The organism is Flavobacterium phragmitis, assembly GCF_900112575.1.
Lineage (GTDB): Bacteria > Bacteroidota > Bacteroidia > Flavobacteriales > Flavobacteriaceae > Flavobacterium > Flavobacterium phragmitis.
In genome coordinates this window covers 1-21,593 of sequence record NZ_FOMH01000019.1, presented here as the reverse complement: position 1 = coordinate 21,593, position 21,593 = coordinate 1, and the positions used below count along the sequence as shown (strand labels likewise).

Sequence of the window (21,593 nt, the reverse complement as noted above, 5' to 3'; positions counted from 1 at the left end):
AGTATAATTTGTCTTTAGTAAAAATGAAGCGGTAAAACTACCATTAAAAATAATATCTGCAAAAAATTATGCTGTTTTAACAACATCATTCACTAATTCTAAAACAGCATCAAACTGCTCTTCTTTATTTAAGTAAGAATTATCTATCTCAATAGCATCATCTGCAATCACCAAAGGCGAATCTTCTCTGCTGGTATCTAAATTATCTCTCTCAACAACATTTTTAAGAACTTCTTCATAGGTTACGTTATCTCCTTTTGCCTGTAATTCATCAAAACGTCTCTGCGCACGGGTTTCAGCACTGGCTGTCATAAATATTTTAAGTTCGGCATCAGGAAAAACAACAGTACCAATATCTCTTCCATCCATAACGATGCCTTTATTTTTACCCATTTCCTGTTGCTGTTCAACTAATTTTGAACGAACTTCCGAAACAGCTGCAACTCTGCTTACAAAATTAGAAACTTCAATTGTTCTAATTTGTTTTTCTACATTTTCACCATTCAAATACATTTCAGCAAAACCTAACTCTGCATTAAACTTAAACTCTAATTGAATTATAGGTAATGCATCAACCAATGATTCTTTATCAAAAAAATCAGTCCCAATTAAATTATGCTGCATAGCAAAAAAAGCTACCGCTCTATACATAGCTCCAGTGTCTACATATACATACTCCAATTTTTTTGCCAATTGTTTTGCTAAGGTACTTTTACCTGTTGATGAAAATCCGTCGATAGCAATAGTGATCTTTTTCAATTCTTTATTTTTAAATGTTTATTCTTTTAAAGTTCCAAAATTCTAATAATAAATACTCATTACAATTTCTGATTCAGAACTATCAATAATTTTTGCCAGTCTGTCAAAATATTTTTTATTTACCATGGGACAGCCTTGGCTATTGCAAATGTAGCCATCTTTCTCTTTATACGGAACATCATAATAGTAATGAAAAACAATATCTCTTTTAAAAGCATTATTGTTTGTTTCATCTAATCCATAAAGTTTGTACGCTTTTCCAAACTTTCCCATATAATGATTTCCTATTGAATATCGGCCTAATGAAGTACTAAATGAATTCGGTATGTTGCTGAATTTTAATTTTCCTTTGATTCCTGTTTCCGAACCAGAACCATGAGCAACCAAACCTTGATCTAGTATTTTTTTTGTTTTCAAATCATAAACAAAAAATCGATTTTTGCCTGATGGAATTTTCATGTCAATCAAAAAAGCAATCTCTTTATTGTATTTTGAATCACTTTCCGTAATTCTTTTGATTTCTGAAACTTGAGATTCAACTCTTTCTGATTCTTCAGAGGAAAGAAAGGCAATGTTTTGTTCATTATCAATAAAAAAGTATACAGCAAAAGCTGCAACAATAAAAAAGCAAATAAGTAATATTTTTTTCATTTGAAATTTGAAAAAACTGCTGAATAATTTAATGACGTATTATTACTCTTTATTAAATGTTAGTTATTGAAAATTTAAAATTAAGCCGAAAAGACTTGTATTGGCTGCCAATGTATATCTAGAGTAGGAATAATTAAATCGTAATTTATTTATCTTTAATCCAAATCCTAACGAAACTCCCGAGAAATTACGTTGTTCGTCAACTCTTAATTCTTCTCCTCTTCTAAAATTATAACCAACACGTAAATTAAAGGCTCTTTTTGGGAAAAGCTCTACTCCAAAAGCAACGTGTCTTAATGCGTTATTAAAAAACGAAACTTTCTCTGGGCTTGTTGAACCATCAATATTGGTTTCTCCTCGATTCGGGTTCGAGAATGAGATATTCCATTGCTGTAAATTTTCTAACGTAAGATGCCAGCGAATAGGCACATGCTCTAATTCCTGCGAAATACCTGCAACAATTTCAAAAGGCAGATTTTCTTTTATTCCTGAGTAGGTAGTAAATTGCGTCCCAATGTTTCGAAACACCAAAGCGAAATTGATATCATTTCTTTCGTCTACATACAAAGCCCCTAAATCGACAGCGCCACCAATAGAATTATAACTTTCTAATGAAGATGTTATGAGCTTAGCATTTGCACCAATATACAAACTTGTATAAGGAACGTTGTACGCATATCCTACAGTAAGTGCACCTTCACTTCCTGTAAAATTAGAGGTTGCTTGTCCGTTTTCATCATACCCTTCAAAAGAGCCGTAATTGATGTAACTTACACCAGCATAAAGTGTTTGAACATGTCTGTCATAAGTATAGGCGTATGAAGCGGTTCCATACGAAGCTTCTCCATAATAACTCCCGTAATTCATAGCTAAATGATTGTCCATATCCGCATTTATAAGAGCTGGATTAGACATGGCTTGATTAACATCTTCGTCGTAGATAGTGATAACATCTCCACCGAGTGAAGCCTGTCTTGGCGAAGTCGTCAAATTCAAAAATTGATAGGTGTAACGTCCTCCAACTTGTCCGAACGAAGTCGAACAAATCAGTAACATAAAAAATAAAACGATTTGTTTAAACATGTCTTTGGGAACGCTCCTATTTGTGAATAACGCAGCTACAAATATAAAATTATATAACAGCAAAAATGAAAATAAACGCTAAATAAATTTCAATAAAAAAATCCAAATTCCAATAGTAAAATTGGAATTTGGATTTTAAGAATTAAATGATTTTATTGAAGCTTATTTTAATGTCTTAGCATTTTTTACACTTTGATCTGTTAAAGCTATTGCTAAGACTTCGCTCATTTCTTTTACATAATGAAATGAAAGTCCTTCTAAGTATTCTGCTTTAATTTCATCAATGTCGCTTTTGTTTTCATGGCAAAGAATAATCTCTTTAATTCCAGCTCTTTTTGCTGCCAAGATTTTCTCTTTAATTCCGCCAACAGGTAAAACTTTCCCTCTTAAAGTAATCTCTCCTGTCATAGCTAGGCTTTTCTTTACCTTTTTCTGAGTTAAAAGCGAAACTAAAGAGGTCAGCATTGCAATACCAGCACTTGGACCATCTTTTGGAGTAGCTCCTTCTGGGACATGCAGGTGAATATTGTATTTTTGAAAAATCTCCGTACTCAAACCTAATTTCTTAGCATTGGCTTTAATATATTCTAAAGCAATAGTTGCAGATTCTTTCATTACAGTTCCTAGATTTCCTGTAATCGTTAAAGCTCCTTTTCCCTCAGAAATTAAAGATTCGATAAACAAAATATCACCTCCGACACTTGTCCAAGCCAAACCAGTTACAACACCAGCAACATCATTATTTTCATATTTGTCACGCTCTAGTCTCGGAACACCTAAAATAGCAACAATATCTTCGTCTGTCACTTTTTTATTGTACTCCTCTTCCATTGCTACCGATTTTGCAGCATTTCTTATGACCTGAGCAATTTTAGTTTCTAAATTACGAACACCAGATTCTCTCGTATAACCTTCAACAATTTTTTCTAATTGTTTCTTGCCAATTGTTAAATCTTTTGAAGTTAAACCGTGCGCTTCTAATTGTTTTGGAAAAAGATGTCTTTTTGCAATCTCAACTTTTTCTTCAATAGTATAACCTGACATTTTGATTACTTCCATTCTGTCACGTAACGCCGGCTGAATTGCAGCCATATTGTTTGAGGTCGCAATAAACATTACTTTAGACAAATCATATCCCATTTCAAGGAAATTATCATAGAAAGCACTGTTTTGCTCTGGATCTAAAACTTCTAGTAAAGCCGAAGATGGATCACCGCTATTGCCACTTGATAATTTATCAATCTCATCTAAAATAAACACCGGATTTGAAGTTCCTGCTTTTTTCAGGCTTTGAATAATTCTTCCTGGCATTGCTCCAATGTAGGTTTTTCTATGTCCGCGAATTTCTGCTTCATCACGCAATCCACCCAATGAAATACGAACATATTCACGACCTAAAGCTTCAGCAACCGAACGTCCGATAGAAGTTTTTCCAACTCCTGGAGGCCCTGTTAAACAAATAATTGGTGACTTCATATCATTTCGCAGTTTTAAAACTGCTAAATGTTCAATCATTCTCTTTTTCACATCTTCCAATCCGAAGTGGTCTTTATCTAAAACTTTCTGTGCAAATTTCAAGTCGAATTTATCTTTAGAATATTCGCCCCAAGGCAATTCTAAAAACAACTCCAAATAGTTTCTTTGAATTCCAAAATCTGGAGACTGCGGATTCATACGACGCATTTTTGACAATTCTTTCTCGAAATGTTTCTGCGTCTTTTCGTCCCATTTTTTGGTTTTCGCTTTTAAGCCCATTTCATCCATTTCTTCTTCCTGCGAAACGCCTCCCAATTCTTCCTGAATGGTTTTCATTTGCTGATGAAGGAAATATTCACGCTGCTGTTGATCTAAATCAAAACGAACTTTTGACTGAATATCATTCTTCAATTCTAATTTTTGAAGTTCAACATTCATATAACGTAACGTCTCTAAAGCACGTTCTTTTAAACCATTTATCGATAAAAGACCTTGTTTCTCTTTTACTGATAAATTCATATTAGAAGAAACAAAATTGATTAAAAACGACTGGCTTTCAATATTTTTAATTGCAAAAGTAGCTTCAGAGGGAATATTTGGACTTTCTTTAATAATTTGAATAGCCAATTCTTTAACCGAATCTAAAATAGCTGTGAATTCCGAATCATTTTCATCTGGACGTTCTTCTGCAACTTCTTTAATAGTAGCTGTCATGTAGGGTTCTTCTGAAACGACTTCGTCGATTTCGAAACGTTTTTTTCCTTGAAGAATAACGGTAACATTTCCATCAGGCATTTTTAAAACACGTAAAATACGAGCGACAGTACCTATTTTATGAATATCATCTTTTGACGGGTCTTCATCTTCTTCATTAATTTGCGAAACAACACCTATTATCTTTCCGCCAGCATTGGCATCATTAATAAGTTTTATCGATTTATCCCTTCCTGCAGAAATTGGAATAACTACTCCTGGAAATAAAACAGTATTACGTAACGGTAAAATTAGAAGAGAAACAGGAAGCTCTTCGTTATTCATTTCCTCTTCGTCTTCCGGAGTTAACAAAGGGATTAATTCTGCTTCTGAATCAAATTCCTGAAGTGACAGATTGTCAATAGTGAGTATTTTATGATTTGACATGATAATATATAAGTCGTTTTGTCATTAAAAAAATTAAGCTATCTGTAAAATAGGTATTACTTTATTACGCTTTACCTGAAAACATGATCTGTTTTTCAATTACCAGACAGGCCATAAAAATAGACAATCATTGTGCCAAATGCAAAATAAGTCAGTTCTAATATTAGATTTAGTTTTTCATCAGATAAAAAATTTTAAAAAAAATAAAATTAATTTTATCAAAAGTGTAACAAACAAAAAAAAGCAAAGTCATTTATAAAAACCAAAAGCCATTACTTGAGTCAAAACAACCAAAATATCGAAGAATTAATTGCGCTATGTAAAAACAATAATCAGAAAGCGCAGTTTGAAATTTACAATCGCTATTGCAAAGCGATGTATAACGTTGCGTATCGTATTGTAAAAGATGAACATTTTGCACAAGACGTCATGCAAGAAGGATTCTTAAGGGCTTTTACAAAAATCAATGACTATAAACAAGAAGTGGCTTTTGGTGCATGGTTAAAGAAAATAATCATCAATTACAGTATCGATTTTTACAAAAAAAACAACTCTTTTCAAGTAGAAGACTTAAGTAAACAGCTTTACAAAATCGAAGAAAATGATGGAATTGTTTCTGATAATATCGACTTAAACAATCTAAAAGTAAAACAGGTTCTGGATACTATCCTACAATTAAAAGACAACTACAGAATGGTTTTGACACTGTTTTATATTGAAGGTTATGACCAAGAAGAGATCTGCGAAATTTTAAATATTACTTATGCCAATTGCAGAACAACTTTAAGCAGAGCAAAAGATAGTTTGAGAAAGAAATTGGAAGAAATATAAAATGAATTGGAATTATGAAAAATGAAAAAGACAATTTAGACGAATTATTCAGCAAGTTTGAAAATCAATGGGATATTGAGGAATTAGACCCCAATCATCAAATGGATTTTATGCAAAAATTAAATAAAAAAGAACCAAAGAAAAAATACTGGTTCGTAACAGCTATTGCAGCTTCTATTGTATTGATGCTTGGTGTATCTATTTTTTATAAAAATGAAAAACCAAAAGAATTCAAATTTGCTTCAAAAGAAACTAAACGCACTGATTCTATTTTCAACATTCTAATTGACAACGAACTGGTTAAATTAAAAGAAAAAAGTTCTCCAGAAAACGAACAGATTATTAATGATGCATTAAAACAAATGAAAACCTTTGATGCCGATTACCAAAAAATCATTAATGAACTCCAGAAAAATGGCGAAAACAAACAGATTATTTATGCTATGATCAGCAATTTGCAAACCCGAATTTCTTTTTTGCAAACCGTTCTAAAACAAATTGAGGATAACGAAAAATTTAAAAACACATCAAATGAAAAAACACTATAACTTACTCATTTTATTCCTTTTGATTCCTTTCTTGGGATTTTCAAATGATGACACTTTTATTACCAAACAAAAAAACATAAAAAAAACGTATATCGTAAACTCAAATGCAGGAATTGATATTGATAACAAATATGGCAATATTTCGGTATCTACGTGGGACGAAGACAAAATTGATTTGGATATCACAATCAAAGTTAACGGACCTAATGAAAACTGGGTTAACGAACGTTTAAACAGCATCGATGTAGATATTACCGCTCTTAAAAGTATGGTTTCTGCAGTTACTAATCTTGGAAATTCTTCTTTAAAAAGTAAAGGAAGCAACAACAGCTTTGAAATTAATTATGTAATTAAAATTCCTAAAAACGGTTCTGCAAAATTATTCAATAAATATGGTAATATCTCTACTCTAAACTTAGAAGGAAATTCTAACATAAGCTGTAAATACGGCAAAGTTACTTTGGGAAAACTAAACGGATCAAGTAATAACATTGAAATTGCATACTGCCAAAATTCAAGTATTGAGTATATTAAAACAGGAAATATTAATGCCAGATATTCTGGACTTAAAATTAATGACTCAGGAAATCTAAACTTAAATGCTAATTATACAGATGTAAATCTTGGTGATGGTGAAAACATAAAGTATGAATGTAATTACGGAAATTTTAAGTTTCAAAAAATCAATTCTTTAAGTGGTTCTGGAAATTATTTAACTATTAATATTGGAGAAATTTCCAGCAACTTTAGTTTTGATACCAATTACAGTAAAATCAATATTGGAAACATGACTGAAAAAGCTGGAAATGTAAATATCAATTCTGGATATACAGACATTTCTCTTGGTTATGCAACAAATTATGCTTTTGATTTTGATATTTCTACTAGGTATTCAAATATTAAACACGACAATACTTTAGACATTTCTATTTCTGAGACTAAAAGCAATACTAAAAGAATAAGCGGTTTCTACAAGAAAAAAGGTCAAAACAAAGTTAATATCAGTTCTAATTACGGAAACGTTTCTTTAATAAAAAATTAATCATCTAAAAATCAAAACAATGAAAAAGTCAATTCTATTTCTAACATTAGCTTTACTTCTAAGTAATTTAAATGCTAATGCACAATGGGGATCTAACAACAAAATAAGTGGAAACGGCAAAATTACAACCGAAACCAGAACTACAGGAGATTATGACAGCATTAAAATCGCAGGTTTTTTTGATGTGGATTTAGTTGCTGGTAAAGAAGGGAAAATTACAATTAAAGGCGAAGAAAATTTACTGCAAGCAATTAAAGTTGAAGTTGAAGGAAACGAGCTAAAAGTTTATGTAGAAAGAGGAACTCAAATTCGTTCTAGTTCTGGAAAGAAAATTGAAGTTACTATTCCTTTTGAAAAAATTGACGCAGTGACTTTATCAGGATCAGGAAATGTTAGAGCTAAAGATAAAATTAAAAGTGACAACCTAACGGCTAAATTATCTGGTTCAGGAAATTTTGATTTAAATATTGAAGCAAATGCTTTTGATTTAGCCCTTAGCGGTTCTGGTGATGTAACTCTAAAAGGTACTGCCAACTCCTTCACCAGCAAAATATCTGGTTCAGGAAATATAAATGCTGCTGAACTAAAATCTAAAATAGTTGATGCGAATATTTCTGGCTCAGGAAACAGCAAAATAACTTGTAATGAAAGTATAAGGGCTAGAGTTTCCGGTTCTGGAAAAATCAAATATCTAGGAAATCCTGAAAAACGTGATGTAAAAGTTTCAGGCTCAGGAAGTATTTCGAAAGGTTAATTATTTATAAAAAAATATCACGAATTACTAAACTATCATCAATCAAATAATAAGCTGCAATTCGTGATATTGATATCAAAGAGACGTTTCGTTAATTCGAAACGTCTTTTTTATGTACTCTTCTTAAAAGAAATATTGAGGTGATAAAGAAAATTGCTAAAATTACAATTGCCGCACGTGGACTTCCCGTAATTTGATCAATAATGCCGTAAACACACATTCCAATTACAATTCCGATTTTCTCTGCTACATCATAAAAACTAAAAAACGAAGCCGTATCTTCCGTATCAGGCAATAATTTTGAATAAGTAGAACGTGATAAAGCTTGAATTCCTCCCATTACAAATCCAGCAACAGTCGCCATTACATAAAAATGTGTTGGTAAAGTAATAAAAAAGGCAAGTGCACAAAATACTGCCCAAATACCATTGATAAAAATCAGCGTTGGAACATTTCCAAATTTCTCAGAAGCTCTTGATGTTAAAACAGCTCCAATAACCGCTACTAATTGAATAATCAAAATACAAACTATCAATCCAATTGTACTCTGTTCTTTGGTTTCCCATTGAATTTCCTGAGCGCCAAAATAAGTGGCTACAAGCATTACGGTCTGAACAGCCATACTAGAAACGAAGAATCCTCCTAAATAACGTTTTAATGGAATATTTTGGTTAAGTAATGCCCAAACCTTTTTTAGCTCTTTAAAGCCATTAAACACAACTGATTTTGTTAGTTTTTGTCCTGTTTCTTTACTTCCTTTCGGTAAATAGTAATATGTATATTGACTGAATAAAATCCACCAAACTCCCACCATCACAAAAGAATATCGCATAGCTTTCATTGCTGCTTCTCCGTCTGTTCCAGAGATTCCAAATAATTTTGGTTTCATGATCATCGCTAAATTGATAATCAACAAAATAACACTTCCTATATATCCCAGCGAATATCCTTTAGCACTAATTCTGTCTTGTTGCTCTTCGAAAGCAATATCTGGCAGGTATGAATTATAGAAAACTAAACTTCCCCAATATCCAAGTAATCCTAAAAAGTAAAATAATAATCCGACGTAAATATTATCCAAGTCAAACCAATACAATCCCATACAAGACAGTGCTCCCACGTAACAAAAGAACTTCATAAATGATTTCTTATTTCCAACATAATCGGCAATACCAGATAATAATGGAGAAATAAAAGAAACCACCATAAAGGCAAAAGCAGTAATAAAACTAATTAATGCAGAATTTTTAAGATGCATTCCAAAAACATCAATATAGTGATCACGGTCTGAAAATAAGGCTTCGTAAAAAATTGGAAATACTGCCGAAGCAATTGTTAAAGTATAAACTGAATTGGCCCAATCATAAAATGCCCAGGCATTTAAAAGCTTCTTGTCTCCCTTTTGTAGGTTTTTCATAGAAATGGTTTTGTTAATAGGCTACGAATTTATCTAATTTTTATCATAATCAAATAGAAAATTTTCAATTCATATATTATTAAATCATGAACTTCAATAAAAAGAAAAAGCTATTCGAATATTGAATAGCTTTTAGAAAATCATATCTTTTATACTAATTTTTTATTTGATAGTACCAACTTTAAGTGCAATTGCTTTAGCTTCTGGAATTAAGGCTTTTATATTAGCAATTCTTGTAGCGTCGGAAGGATGTGTACTCATAAATTCTGGTGTTCCAGAACCACCCGATTTTGCCGCCATTCTTCCCCAAAAAGATACAGCATCTTCTGGATTGTATCCTGCAATAGCCATTAAAGTTAAACCAATTTTGTCAGCCTCGCTTTCATTGCTTCTGCTAAAAGGCAACATTACTCCTACTTCAGTTCCCATCCCATAAGCTTGAGAAAAGATTTCTCTTGTCTGAGCTGTTTTGTTGCTTGTTGCCGCATCTAAAACTGCTCCTCCAATTTGCTGTAACTGCGCCGCACTCATTCTTTGAGCACCATGATTAGCTAAAGCGTGTGAAACCTCGTGCCCCATTACAGTTGCTAAACCTGATTCATTTTGAGTTATCGGTAAAATTCCGGAATAAACTACAATTTTTCCTCCTGGAAGACACCAAGCATTTACTTCTTTATTATCAACTAATTTATACTCCCAACGATAATCTTTTAAATACTGTGATTGTCCTAAATAAGCTAAATATTTTTCGGCTGCTAACTTAATTTTATAGCCAACAGTTTCAACAAGTTTTGCGTCTGAAGTTCCTGTTATCACTTTATTTTCGGACAAAAATGTACTGTATTGTTGAAATGAAGTTGGAAATAATTCACTGTTTGAAACAAAATTCAAGTTTTGTTTTCCTGTTATTGGGTTTGTTGCACAAGATAAAACAAGACTACTGAAGATCCCTAAAAACAAATATTTTTTCATAATTCGAGCTATTTTCTAACAAAAATACAATTATTACAAATTATTATTTTATACAATAAGTCAAAAAATTATCAGAATTTTAACTACTCTCCCACAATATGAAGTTCATTAAACTCTTTATCAACGATTAAGAAGTTATTTGACTCAAAACTAATTTTGTCAAACTCAACTTTTTCATTGTCAATTTCGATCTCAGTCACTTTAAAAGGAAGGCCAATTAAATTAATTTTATACTTGCTGTAAGGTGTATCATACTTGCCTTCTTTGTGAAGCTGAATAATTAATTCTTTATCTTTTCCAATAGTTCTCAAAGACAGGAAACTATAACGTCCTTTTTTATAATCATAACCGTCCTGTGCATCTTCATAAACTTGTGATTTTTCTTTTCCGTGTTTGTAATAAACATCAAGTGTTAATTCGTCAAACTCTAATTCTCCGACATATTGCTGCACTGGATATTTTGGAATGATTGCCCCCGCTTTTATAAAAACAGGAATTTCATCAAATTTGGTGTCAATCCAAATTTCTCTTCCTCCAACAAATAATTCATTTGTCCAGTAGTTATACCATTCTCCTCTTGGAATATACATACGTCTACCTACAGCATTAGGTTCAAGTATTGGACAAACTAAAATTTGGTTTCCAAAAACAAATTCGTCGTTACGATAATGTGTCTGCGTATCATCTTGATCATAATAAACCAAAGGTTTTAGCATTGGAACTCCTTCTTCAATATACTGCCAAAACATGGTATATAAATAAGGTAATAATTGATAACGAAGACTCACAAATTTTCTAGTGATATTAATCACTTCTTCGTCAAATGACCAAGGTTCTTGATTTCCATGATCTCCAGATGAATGTGTTCTACAGAATGGATGGAAAACCCCCAATTGAATCCAACGAGCATATAATTCTCCCGAAGGTTGTTCTGCAAATCCACCAATATCTGAACCTGTGAATCCCATTCCAGAAATTGACATTCTCTGCACCTGAATATTGGCAATCCATAAATGTTCCCAAGTCGCCACATTATCACCTGTCCAAGATGATGTATAACGCTGTGCACCAGAATAAGCAGATCTTGTAATAACAAAAGGACGTTTTGGGTAAACAAATCGTTTTACACCATGATAAGTTGCCCTTGCCATTTGAGTTCCATAAATATTATGGGCTTTTCTATGACTGCAAGGATTTCCATCATAAAGATGGCGAACGTCCATTGGAAATGTTTTATTTGGCACCTCCATAACAGCTGGTTCGTTCATATCGTTCCAAACTCCTTTTACACCAATATCTGCAATTAATTCTTTAAATAAACCAGCCCACCATTCTCTTACTGCGGGATTTGTGTAATCAGGAAAGTTACATTCTCCCGGCCATACTTTTCCTTTCATATAAGGCCCATCGGCTCTTTTACAGAAATAATCTTTTTCCAAAGCTTCTTGATAAACCCAATAATCTTTATCAATTTTAATTCCAGGATCGATAATGACAACAGTTTTAAATCCGTCTTCAGCTAATTCTGCCACCATTTTCTTGGGGTCAGGAAAATAGTTTTTATTCCAAGTAAAACACCTAAAACCGTCCATATAATCAATATCCAGATATATGGCATCACATGGAATTTTAAGTTCTCTAAATTTAGATGTAATTTCTTTTACTTTACTTTCTGGATAATAACTCCATTTACATTGATGGTAACCTAAAACCCAAAGCGGCGGTAATTCTGGTTTCCCCGTTAAATCGGTATAAGTTGTAACCACATCCTGCATTTGAGGGCCGTAAATGAAGTAATAATTCATTTCGCCACCTTCTGCCCAGAAACTGGTTATATTTCTTCTTTCCTGACAAAAATCAAAGAAAGTTCTAAATGTGTTATCGAAAAATATTCCGTAAGACTGCTTATTATGCAACCCAATATAAAATGGAACCACTTTATATAAAGGTTCTTGATCTTTTTGATAAGCATATTGATCGGTGGCAAAATTTTCTACTCTTTTCCCTTTAAGGTTCATCTGAGTAGCCTTATCTCCAAGTCCATAATAACATTCTCCATCTTTAGAGAATTTACTCATTTTTACAATGTTTCCACCATATTCGTAGCTTTCTTCCCAATGAAAACCAAGCTCGTCTTCAAGAATAAGAAAGTCATTTAAATCATAAATAGCCAGACGAAGATCTGCTTTCTGGATTTTACATTTTACCTTACTTGTTCTGATTTCAAAATAAGTTTCTTCTTCGGTAAGTTCTAAAAAGTTGTAACCATGAAGCTGGGTTTTATCAATGGCATACGAAAAATCATTGCTAAAATATCCTTTTGTAGTAAAGCGAAATCGTATTAAACTGTCTCTAAGAATTGTAACTTTTAAAATTACTTTGTTATCCGTATTAAAAGAAATAGAATCTCCTTCATGCTCGTAAGAAACAATTTTTGATGGATATAAATCGCCTTTGTATTCTAATGATGTGTTTGTAATCATATCGCCAATGAATTAATTATAACAATAATCTCTATTTCAAACATACAAAAAAAGTTGATAAAGCCCTATGAATAAAAGGTTTAATCACGAAAACGTTTTTTCTGACTGACTTGCAAATATGAGATCAAAAAAGCAACAAATCGATAATTTTAAAAGGATAAAATGATAAAACGCTGCTTATATAAATAAATGTAGGATTTTTCTAAACGAAGGAATAGACAGTTACGCTTAATGGCGGAAGAATTAATTCAACCGAAAAATCTCTTCCATCATATTCGACAGCTTTTGTTTCAATTGAATGCTGATTTCCAACACCACTGCCTCCATAAATTGAATTATCAGTATTAAAAATTTCTTTTAATGTTCCTTTTTTAGAAACACCTATCCTATAATTTTCTCTCACAACTTGAGTGAAATTACAAACTACAATAACGTCTTCATCTGGATTATTTCCTTTTCGGATATAAGACATTACTGCATTCTGATGATCCGAATAGTTAATCCATTCAAAACCTTCTCCAGAAAATTGTTTTTCATAAAGCGCAGGGTAAGATTTATATAAATTATTTAAATCTGTAATTAGTGTTTTAATGCCTGAATGAAAATCGTATTGTAACAAATGCCAGTCTAAACTTTGCTCAAAATTCCATTCTCCAGTTTGTCCAAACTCAGCTCCCATAAACAATAATTTTGTTCCTGGATGCGTGAACATATAACCATACAATAATCTTAAATTGGCAAATCGCTGCCATTCATCTCCCGGCATTTTATAGATAAGAGATTGTTTTCCGTAAACCACTTCATCATGAGAAAACGGAAGCATAAAATTTTCCGTAAACGCATAAGTCATAGAAAATGTCAAATCGTTCTGATGGTATTTTCTGTAAACGGTTTCTTTTTGAAAATACTTGAGAGTATCGTGCATCCAACCCATCATCCATTTCATTCCAAAACCCAAACCTCCAAAAGATGTTGGTCTTGATACCATTGGAAAAGAAGTACTTTCTTCAGCAATGGTTTGAACCCCATTAAAATTAGAATAGATTACTTCATTAAATTCTTTAAGAAAGCTGATGCTGTCTAAATTTTCTCTTCCTCCATAAATATTAGCTTCCCATTCACCATCTTTTCTCGAATAATCCAGATATAGCATAGAGGCAACAGCATCAACACGTAATCCATCCACATGGTAATTCTGAAGCCAGAAGACGGCATTACTAATTAAAAATGCTCGAACTTCATTTCTTCCATAATTAAAAACTAAACTTTTCCAATCGGGATGATAGCCTTTTCTGCGATCAGGATGTTCATATAAATGCGAACCATCAAAGAATCCTAATCCATGTGCATCATCAGGAAAATGTGACGGAACCCAGTCTAAAATTACTCCTATTCCTTCCTGATGCAGTTTATCAACCAAAACCATAAAATCCTGAGGTTTGCCAAAACGTGAAGTCGGCGCAAAATATCCCGTTAGTTGATATCCCCATGAAGGATCGTACGGATATTCCATAACAGGCATAAACTCAACATGAGTAAAACCTGTTTCTTTTACATATTTGACTAAGTCATCAGCAAATTCTAGATAAGTAAGGAAACGATTATGATCTGCTCTTCTCCAAGATCCCAAATGCACTTCGTAAACAGAATAAGGTTTATCTAAAGCATTTTTTTCTTGGCGTGTCTGCATCCATTTTTCGTCCTTCCATGTATAATCTAAATCCCAGACTACAGAGGCAGTATGCGGTGGTCTTTCACAATACAAAGCAAATGGATCTGCTTTTTCTGTTATAACACCATTAACATTCGATTGAATTTTATATTTATAAAGCGTTCCTTTTGAAATATCTGGAATAAATCCTTCCCAAATTCCAGAAGAATCCCAGCGCACATTCAAATTATGCTCATCTTGAGTCCAGTAATTAAAATCACCCACAACTGAAACAGAATGTGCCGTTGGAGCCCAAACTGCGAAATAAACGCCTTTTACTCCATTAACTTCAACCAAATGAGCACCTAACTTTTCATATAATTTGAAATGCTTCCCGGCTTTAAATAAATCAATATCAAAATCAGTAAATAGAGAATGTGGAATTACTTTAGACATATTAGTTTCTTGGATAAATTGGATTTTGGAATTTATTTTTGTTTTATTCTATTCTGAAGTTGTCTGAAAGTGTAACTCCCTTTTTAATCACAACAATTCCGTCTTTTATACTGTATAGTTCGTTAGTAAAATTATCTAAATGCTTTCCACCACTGATGTGAACATTGTTTCCAATGCGTACGTTTTTATCTATCAAAGCATTTTTAATAAAACAATTTTCTCCAATACCAACATGGATTTTACTGATACTGCTTTCATGATTCAACTCGTCAAGATCCTGGTAGAAGTCATTCCCCATAACGTAACAGTTTTCCAAAACAGTTCCTTCTCCAATTCTGGAACGAATACCAATTACAGAGCTTTTAATTTCTTTAGCATTGATGATACATCCCTCTGAAATTAAAGATTGGTTAATAATTGAGTTTCTAAATTTCGAAGGCGGTAATAATCTTGGCCTTGTGAAAATTTTATTTTCGTTATCAAATAAATTAAATTCTGGAATATCTGCCGTTAAACCAATATTAGCTTCAAAGAATGATTCGATGTTTCCAATATCTGTCCAATATCCTTCGTACTGATAGCTTAATATTTTATGTTTTCCAACAGCTTGCGGAATAATTTCTTTTCCAAAATCTTTTGTTTCCTGATTAGCCATTAATTCTTCCAACAACGATTTATTAAAAATATAAATCCCCATTGAAGCAAGATACTTTTTGCCTTTTTCTTGCATTTGTTCACTTACTTCTGACTCCCATTCAGGCAGTAAGGAAGCATGTGGTTTTTCAATAAAAGCATGAATATTATTTTCATGATCTGTTTTAAGAATCCCAAATTCTGGCGCGTCTTTAGCATTTACAGGCAAAGTTGCAATCGAAATTTCAGCATCGGCAGCAATATGAGCTTCCAGCATTTCATTAAAATCCATTTGATACAACTGATCTCCTGAAAGAATTAAAGCATGATCAAAATCGTGTTTTAAAAAATGTGACATGCACTGTCTTACGGCATCGGCAGTTCCTTGAAACCACGTTGGATTATCTGGAGTTTGTTCAGCAGCCAATATATCTACAAAGGACTGACTGAAAATACTAAAATTGAAAGTGTTTTTGATATGAGCATTTAAAGATGCAGAGTTAAACTGTGTCAAAACAAATATTTTAAAAATATCCGAATTGATACAATTAGAAATTGGAATATCGACTAGACGATATTTTCCACCAATTGGAACAGCTGGTTTTGATCTCGTTTCTGTCAATGGGAATAAACGCGATCCCTGTCCTCCTCCTAAAATAATAGCAACTACATTTTTCTTTTTAAATTTCATTTTTCTCAATTATTAAGGTGTATATTTCGATATATTCTTGGCAAACTCTCTCCCAGGAATGATCTGTCGCCATTCCTCTCTGAACTACTTTATTGAAATTTATTTTATCGTCGTACAATGAAACAGCACGATTTATAGAATAACAGATATCGCCAACTGAAGACTGATCATGACAGATTCCATTTCCGTCATCTCCATAATCTACAACAGTATCTCGCAAACCTCCAGTTCTTCTAACAATTGGAATTGTTCCGTATCGCATGGCGTACATTTGATTTAACCCACAAGGTTCTACTCTGGATGGCATTAAAATATAATCTGAACCTGCATAAATCAAGTGCGCTAATTCTTCATTATAGCCTATAAAAACGTTATAATTTCCTGTATAATCGTTCCGTAATTGTGTCAATTGTGATTCTATTGTGGCATTTCCTGAACCTAAAATCAAGATATTAATCTCCTCAAAATGTTCTGATAAAGCCAAAGCAGATGCTTGTGGCAATAAGTCTCCGCCTTTTTCTTCAAACAAACGTCCAATAAAGCTAAAAAGTGGTTTTGAAGAATCCAGTTCAAACCGCTCACATAACTTTTCTTTATTTTTCTGTTTTCCAATTTCAAAATTTTCAATAGAATAATTTTCAGCTATCATAACATCTTTCAGTGGATTCCAAACTTCAAAATCGATTCCGTTTAAAATTCCTCTTGATTTATTGCGAACAGCCTGAAACAAACTTTCCAATCCATTTGCAGCATAGTTTATTTCATTCAAATAACTTGGTGAAACTGTTGTTACTGCATTCGCGCATTTAATTCCCACAGCTAATGAATTAATAGAATTATTCCATTCTAACAATCCAATATGTTTTAAATCGAACTCTGGTAGATAATACAATTTATCAAATCCAAACCAACCTTGATATAAACCATTATGAATAGTTATAACTGTTTTTACATCCTTGAGAATTTCATATTTATAAGCCAGCTGTAACATAAATGGAATTAATCCCGTATGATGATCATGGCAATTGATTATATCAGGAATTTTATTTCTGGCTATAATCCAATCTAAAGTTGCTATCTGAAAAGATAAAAATCGTTCAATATCATCTTCATATCCGTAAATATTGGGACGATTAAACAAATCATTAATTTCTATTAGATATAATTCATAACCTAGTTTATCTGTAGTCTCCTTAAGAACGCTAAAAGGAAAATCAAAATTTCCAAGTTTCACTGTTCCCCAATGAACACATTCAAAATCATTTTCGCTTCTAAACTTTGTATCATAACAGGGAACAACAACTCTAACTTGATGTCCAGCATTTGTTTGATATTTGGGTAATGCTCCAACAACATCCGCCAAACCACCGACTTTTGCCATTGGATAACATTCTGCACTTATATGAAAAATCTCCATTTCAGAAATTAATTTGCGATTATTTTTTTAAGAAACAATCATTAATATGCTACTTTTATCTTTTTTTTAAATTTAGCAAAAAAACAGGCAGAGTACTGCACTTAAACAAGTTTTATTGAAATGGCAAAAAAGGCAATTAATCCTATTAAATCATTAAAAATTCCACAGATAATTATACTATCTGCCAAGGTTTGTGCATTTGTATCGAAAAATCTCGCTACTAAATTTGCTGCCAAAATATTTACAACCCCAATAAAACATAAAGTTCCCAAACGTGAATTTGAGATGGATTCTAAAAGCTCAAAGCAACTTTTATACGTGCCAGTAATCAATAAAAATATTTATGTATATCATTATGGGCAAAGTGAACGTAAAGTATTATTAGTTCACGGCTGGTCTGGCAGAGGAACACAGTTGTTTAAAATTGCTGATGAATTATTAAAACAAGGATATTCTACCATCAGTTTTGATGCACCTGCTCATGGAAAATCAGAAGGAAGCAACACCATAATGTCTGAGTTTATTGCTTCTATTCTCGAAATTGAGAAACAATTCGGTTTTTTTGAAATTGCAATCGGACATTCTTTAGGTGGTATGTCAGTTTTAAACGCCATTAAGGATGGCTTAAAAGTTAAGAAAGCTGTCATCATTGGAAGTGGAGATATTGTACAAGATATTTTAGATGAGTTTATTTCAAAACTAAAACTAGACATGGAATACAGTGAGCGTTTAAGAATATTTTTTGAAGATAAATATCAGGTAAAAATGGATGACTTTTCAGCTTATCGAGCAGCTCAAAAAATAAAGATTCCTGTTTTAGTTATTCATGATAATGATGATCCCGAAGTTCTAGTAAAAGCAGGAACTCACATTTATCAAAACCTTGAAAACGGATTTTTATATCTAACTGACGGATTAGGTCATAGAAAAATACTTGGAAATCAAAATGTTATCAAAAAGATACTAGAGTTCGTGAAAATCAGTTAATTTTATAGATAACTAACTTAATATCAAGAACAGCTAAAAAAAATTATTATAATGGATTTATTTGGAGAAACTTCTAACTGGGAAACAAAATTAAAACCCATCTTAAAAAAGTATAAAGGAAAAAGCCATCCATTAGAGTATAAAAATACATACCAGCTTTTAGTAATGGTTATATTATCAGCTCAGGATTCCGACGCTAATATAAATAAAATTGCTCCTAATATATTTGAGAAATTTCCAACATTAAAAAGTTTGTCCAAAACTAATTTGGAAACTTTTATTCCTTACATAAACAAAGTACGCAATTATCCAACTAAAGCGCAATGGCTTTTGGATATTGCTCAAACTATTAAAGATGATAAAGATATTCCTTTATCGATGTCTGGATTAACGGCACTTAAAGGTGTAGGCAGAAAATCTGCCAATGTAATTTTAAGAGAAACCCAACAAGCTGCAGAAGGTATAATAGCAGATTTACATGTGATAAGAGTTGCTCCAAGAATTGGAATTATCAAAGAATCAAAAGACGGAAATAAAGTAGAAAAAGATTTGATGCAGGCTTTACCTAAAAATATCTGGTCAGAAATTGGAATGGCAATTTCTTTTTTGGGGCGTGAAACCTGCAGACCAAAACCAAAATGTGAAGAGTGCCTTCTAAATGATATTTGCTTATATTATTCTATTGAATATCAGAAAAAATAATTACTATTTCCTTCTTGTATCAATTAAGTAAATTATTTTCCAATTGTCTTTTTCTTTAAACAAAGTAAAAGTATTTACACCTGAATGACTGAGCTTGTCGTTTATATAAAACTCATACGGAGCCCAAACATGCGCCATCACTCCATCAACCTGAATATTATAACTTAAAATCTTTTCCTGAAATTTCATATTTAACGGAATAGATGTTATTGCTTTATAAAATGCTACAGCACTTTCATTAGATAATTTATTTCCTTTAACAGAGTTTTCACTAATGGACTGCAGAATCATTTTATCCGCACAGACGGTTTTAATTTTTACAGAATCTCTTTGATGAAATCCTTCAAAAAAAGTTTCTATGCACTTTTGAACATCTTGTTTTTGCGCATTACAAATAAATCCAAAAAACAGAAAAAATAAAACAAAATAATGTTTCATAAGTAAATAAGGATATAATTATACACCAAATTGAGCAAAGTGATGATCTAAATGTTTTGCAAACATATTATTCCATTCTTCAGAACTTAGCTTTCCGAAAGAAAGAGATTCTTTTCCTTCAAAACTATTTTTACCTAATTCCTGCGTTCTCTTAATATAAGATATAAGCCTTTCTTTTTCAATATTAAAATTACGGTTTCCAGATATAATAAATTGAGGTGCTGTTTTTATATTTCTCGGATAAGGAGTTTCGTCAACAACTTTCTTTTTTACAAAATATTTTAAAATTAATCTTAGAAACGCATTAGGTTTGGGATGAATATCATCATAAACCATTTCATAAGTTACATTACAATGAGCTAGCATTTGGTCAACACTCATCTTACCCCAAAGTGGCTGAGAATCTGATTTTAGCTTATTAATACGACTAATTAACTCTTCACAATCTTCTAAAAGAAAGATATTTTGCATAATTATGGCTATATTGATTTATAGAGAAGGTAAAATTATAAAATTTACATTCCAATACAACATAAGAAGTTATAGAATTTTTTAATGCTAAAATAAAAGCCTTCAGGGCGCAGTTCAGAGGGGTCAGAAATATAGATTTTTTCTTATTCAGATTATCCAATCTTTTTGCTTAATCCCCAACTTTTGAACCTGATCCCTGATCCATTTAAACCTTAAAAAAGGAAAGTTTACTGTAAAAAAAAAAACTTCAACTAGCAAAACTAGTTGAAGTTTTAGTACTCAGAGCGGGACTTGAACCCGCACGAACATTGCTGTTCACTGGATTTTAAGTCCAGCGTGTCTACCAATTTCACCATCCGAGCATTATGTGGTACCTCCAGGGATCGAACCAGGGACACATGGATTTTCAGTCCATTGCTCTACCATCTGAGCTAAGGTACCTTTTCTACTTATAAATAAGTAAAAGTTAGAATAAAAAACCCTGTTCATTTGGACAGGGTTTTCAAAAGAAAGGCGACGACATACTCTCCCACAAAACTGCAGTACCATCTGCGCAGGCGGGCTTAACTTCTCTGTTCGGGATGGGAAGAGGTGAGCCCCGCCGCAATAACCACCTTAAGGTTTTCAGTTAATGGTTTGTAGTTTATGGTTTGTAGTTTTTCAACTCATAACTTATAACAAACAACCTTTGACTTTCCGCGTGCGGACAATATCTTAACATACTGGGATAAAGAAATGCAATAGTTTTATTTAGAAAGTTTCCTCCCTCTCTGGTCTGGGACCGGGGAGGGAAAAGTTCGTACATAAGCTTACGGATTATTAGTACTACTCGACTGTGACATTACTGCCTTTACATCTGTAGCCTATCAACGTGGTCATCTTCCACGATCCTTAAAAGAAATCTCATCTTGTGGTGGGTTTCGCGCTTATATGCTTTCAGCGCTTATCCCTTCCAAACGTAGCTACTCTGCGGTGCCCCTGGCGGGACAAC

At 32.5% G+C, this 21,593-nt stretch carries 19 protein-coding genes, 2 tRNA genes and 2 rRNA genes; 6 read left to right on the top strand and 17 right to left on the bottom strand.

The genetic code is table 11. The features are described from left to right. Nucleotides 1-66 precede the first annotated feature (66 nt). From cmk to lon, 4 genes are all read right to left on the bottom strand, one after another. On the bottom strand, nt 67-759 hold the full coding sequence (gene cmk / locus BM289_RS24225) for a (d)CMP kinase (protein WP_091498847.1): 693 nt from the start codon (nt 757-759) through the stop codon (nt 67-69). A gap of 42 nt (nt 760-801) precedes the next feature. Next, the gene (locus tag BM289_RS24220) at nt 802-1,410 is read right to left on the bottom strand and encodes a murein L,D-transpeptidase catalytic domain-containing protein (protein WP_091498843.1); all 609 of its coding nucleotides are present in this window, start codon (nt 1,408-1,410) and stop codon (nt 802-804) included. A 63-nt stretch (nt 1,411-1,473) separates the two neighbouring features. Continuing rightward, complete coding sequence (gene porQ, locus BM289_RS24215; RefSeq protein WP_091498840.1) at nt 1,474-2,493, bottom strand: type IX secretion system protein PorQ; 1,020 nt, start codon at nt 2,491-2,493, stop codon at nt 1,474-1,476. A gap of 162 nt (nt 2,494-2,655) precedes the next feature. Then, nucleotides 2,656-5,109, bottom strand: a complete 2,454-nt coding sequence (gene lon / locus BM289_RS24210; RefSeq protein WP_091498837.1) for an endopeptidase La — start codon at nt 5,107-5,109, stop codon at nt 2,656-2,658. Between the two features lie 276 nt (nt 5,110-5,385). On the opposite strand from lon, the gene BM289_RS24205 reads away from it, so the two are divergent. The 4 genes from BM289_RS24205 to BM289_RS24190 are packed head-to-tail and all read left to right on the top strand — an operon-like array spanning nt 5,386 to nt 8,284. After that, a complete protein-coding gene (locus BM289_RS24205) occupies nt 5,386-5,940 on the top strand; it encodes an RNA polymerase sigma factor (RefSeq protein ID WP_091498834.1) in 555 nt (184 codons plus the stop codon). Nucleotides 5,941-5,954: 14 nt separating this feature from the next. Beyond that, complete coding sequence (locus BM289_RS24200; protein ID WP_091498831.1) at nt 5,955-6,488, top strand: anti-sigma factor; 534 nt, start codon at nt 5,955-5,957, stop codon at nt 6,486-6,488. Next, the gene (locus BM289_RS24195; RefSeq protein ID WP_091498829.1) at nt 6,472-7,530 is read left to right on the top strand and encodes a DUF4097 family beta strand repeat-containing protein; all 1,059 of its coding nucleotides are present in this window, start codon (nt 6,472-6,474) and stop codon (nt 7,528-7,530) included. The genes BM289_RS24200 and BM289_RS24195 overlap by 17 nt, the downstream gene beginning before the upstream one ends. Before the next feature lie 19 nt (nt 7,531-7,549). Continuing rightward, entirely contained in the window at nt 7,550-8,284 is a 735-nt protein-coding gene (locus BM289_RS24190; RefSeq protein WP_091498825.1) for a head GIN domain-containing protein, read from the top strand. Nucleotides 8,285-8,375: 91 nt separating this feature from the next. Here the strand turns inward: BM289_RS24190 and BM289_RS24185 are convergent, their stop codons facing one another. The 7 genes from BM289_RS24185 to BM289_RS25690 form a co-directional block, all read right to left on the bottom strand. Next, nucleotides 8,376-9,701, bottom strand: coding sequence for an MFS transporter (locus BM289_RS24185; protein WP_091498822.1), 1,326 nt, complete (start codon nt 9,699-9,701; stop codon nt 8,376-8,378). A gap of 162 nt (nt 9,702-9,863) precedes the next feature. Beyond that, nucleotides 9,864-10,673 (bottom strand): M48 family metallopeptidase, encoded by an 810-nt coding sequence (locus BM289_RS24180; RefSeq protein WP_091498819.1) that lies wholly within the window; start codon nt 10,671-10,673, stop codon nt 9,864-9,866. 83 nt (nt 10,674-10,756) lie between these two features. Continuing rightward, nucleotides 10,757-13,156, bottom strand: a complete 2,400-nt coding sequence (locus BM289_RS24175) for a glycoside hydrolase family 31 protein (RefSeq protein ID WP_091498816.1) — start codon at nt 13,154-13,156, stop codon at nt 10,757-10,759. 202 nt (nt 13,157-13,358) lie between these two features. Beyond that, nucleotides 13,359-15,263, bottom strand: coding sequence for a 1,4-alpha-glucan branching protein GlgB (gene glgB / locus BM289_RS24170; RefSeq protein ID WP_091498814.1), 1,905 nt, complete (start codon nt 15,261-15,263; stop codon nt 13,359-13,361). 43 nt (nt 15,264-15,306) lie between these two features. After that, the gene (locus BM289_RS24165; protein WP_091499067.1) at nt 15,307-16,587 is read right to left on the bottom strand and encodes a glucose-1-phosphate adenylyltransferase; all 1,281 of its coding nucleotides are present in this window, start codon (nt 16,585-16,587) and stop codon (nt 15,307-15,309) included. Next, complete coding sequence (locus BM289_RS24160; RefSeq protein WP_091498811.1) at nt 16,577-18,004, bottom strand: glycogen synthase; 1,428 nt, start codon at nt 18,002-18,004, stop codon at nt 16,577-16,579. The genes BM289_RS24165 and BM289_RS24160 overlap by 11 nt, the downstream gene beginning before the upstream one ends. A gap of 101 nt (nt 18,005-18,105) precedes the next feature. After that, on the bottom strand, nt 18,106-18,276 hold the full coding sequence (locus BM289_RS25690; RefSeq protein ID WP_244165450.1) for a hypothetical protein: 171 nt from the start codon (nt 18,274-18,276) through the stop codon (nt 18,106-18,108). Nucleotides 18,277-18,289: 13 nt separating this feature from the next. On the opposite strand from BM289_RS25690, the gene BM289_RS24155 reads away from it, so the two are divergent. Continuing rightward, the gene (locus tag BM289_RS24155) at nt 18,290-18,991 is read left to right on the top strand and encodes an alpha/beta fold hydrolase (RefSeq protein WP_244165449.1); all 702 of its coding nucleotides are present in this window, start codon (nt 18,290-18,292) and stop codon (nt 18,989-18,991) included. 51 nt (nt 18,992-19,042) lie between these two features. Next, on the top strand, nt 19,043-19,693 hold the full coding sequence (locus BM289_RS24150; protein ID WP_091498805.1) for an endonuclease III domain-containing protein: 651 nt from the start codon (nt 19,043-19,045) through the stop codon (nt 19,691-19,693). Nucleotides 19,694-19,696: 3 nt separating this feature from the next. Here the strand turns inward: BM289_RS24150 and BM289_RS24145 are convergent, their stop codons facing one another. The 6 genes from BM289_RS24145 to BM289_RS24115 all read right to left on the bottom strand — a co-directional run. Continuing rightward, nucleotides 19,697-20,131 (bottom strand): nuclear transport factor 2 family protein, encoded by a 435-nt coding sequence (locus BM289_RS24145; protein WP_091498803.1) that lies wholly within the window; start codon nt 20,129-20,131, stop codon nt 19,697-19,699. A gap of 18 nt (nt 20,132-20,149) precedes the next feature. Further along, nucleotides 20,150-20,602: a DUF1569 domain-containing protein gene (locus BM289_RS24140; RefSeq protein WP_091498800.1), complete on the bottom strand. Its 453-nt coding sequence runs from the start codon at nt 20,600-20,602 to the stop codon at nt 20,150-20,152. A 276-nt stretch (nt 20,603-20,878) separates the two neighbouring features. Continuing rightward, nucleotides 20,879-20,964 (bottom strand) — tRNA-Leu (locus BM289_RS24130). 6 nt (nt 20,965-20,970) lie between these two features. Next, nucleotides 20,971-21,043: transfer RNA gene (locus tag BM289_RS24125), tRNA-Phe, on the bottom strand. 67 nt (nt 21,044-21,110) lie between these two features. Then, nucleotides 21,111-21,220: ribosomal RNA gene (gene rrf / locus BM289_RS24120) — 5S ribosomal RNA — on the bottom strand. Between the two features lie 181 nt (nt 21,221-21,401). Continuing rightward, nucleotides 21,402-21,593: ribosomal RNA gene (locus BM289_RS24115) — 23S ribosomal RNA — on the bottom strand; the annotation flags it as partial.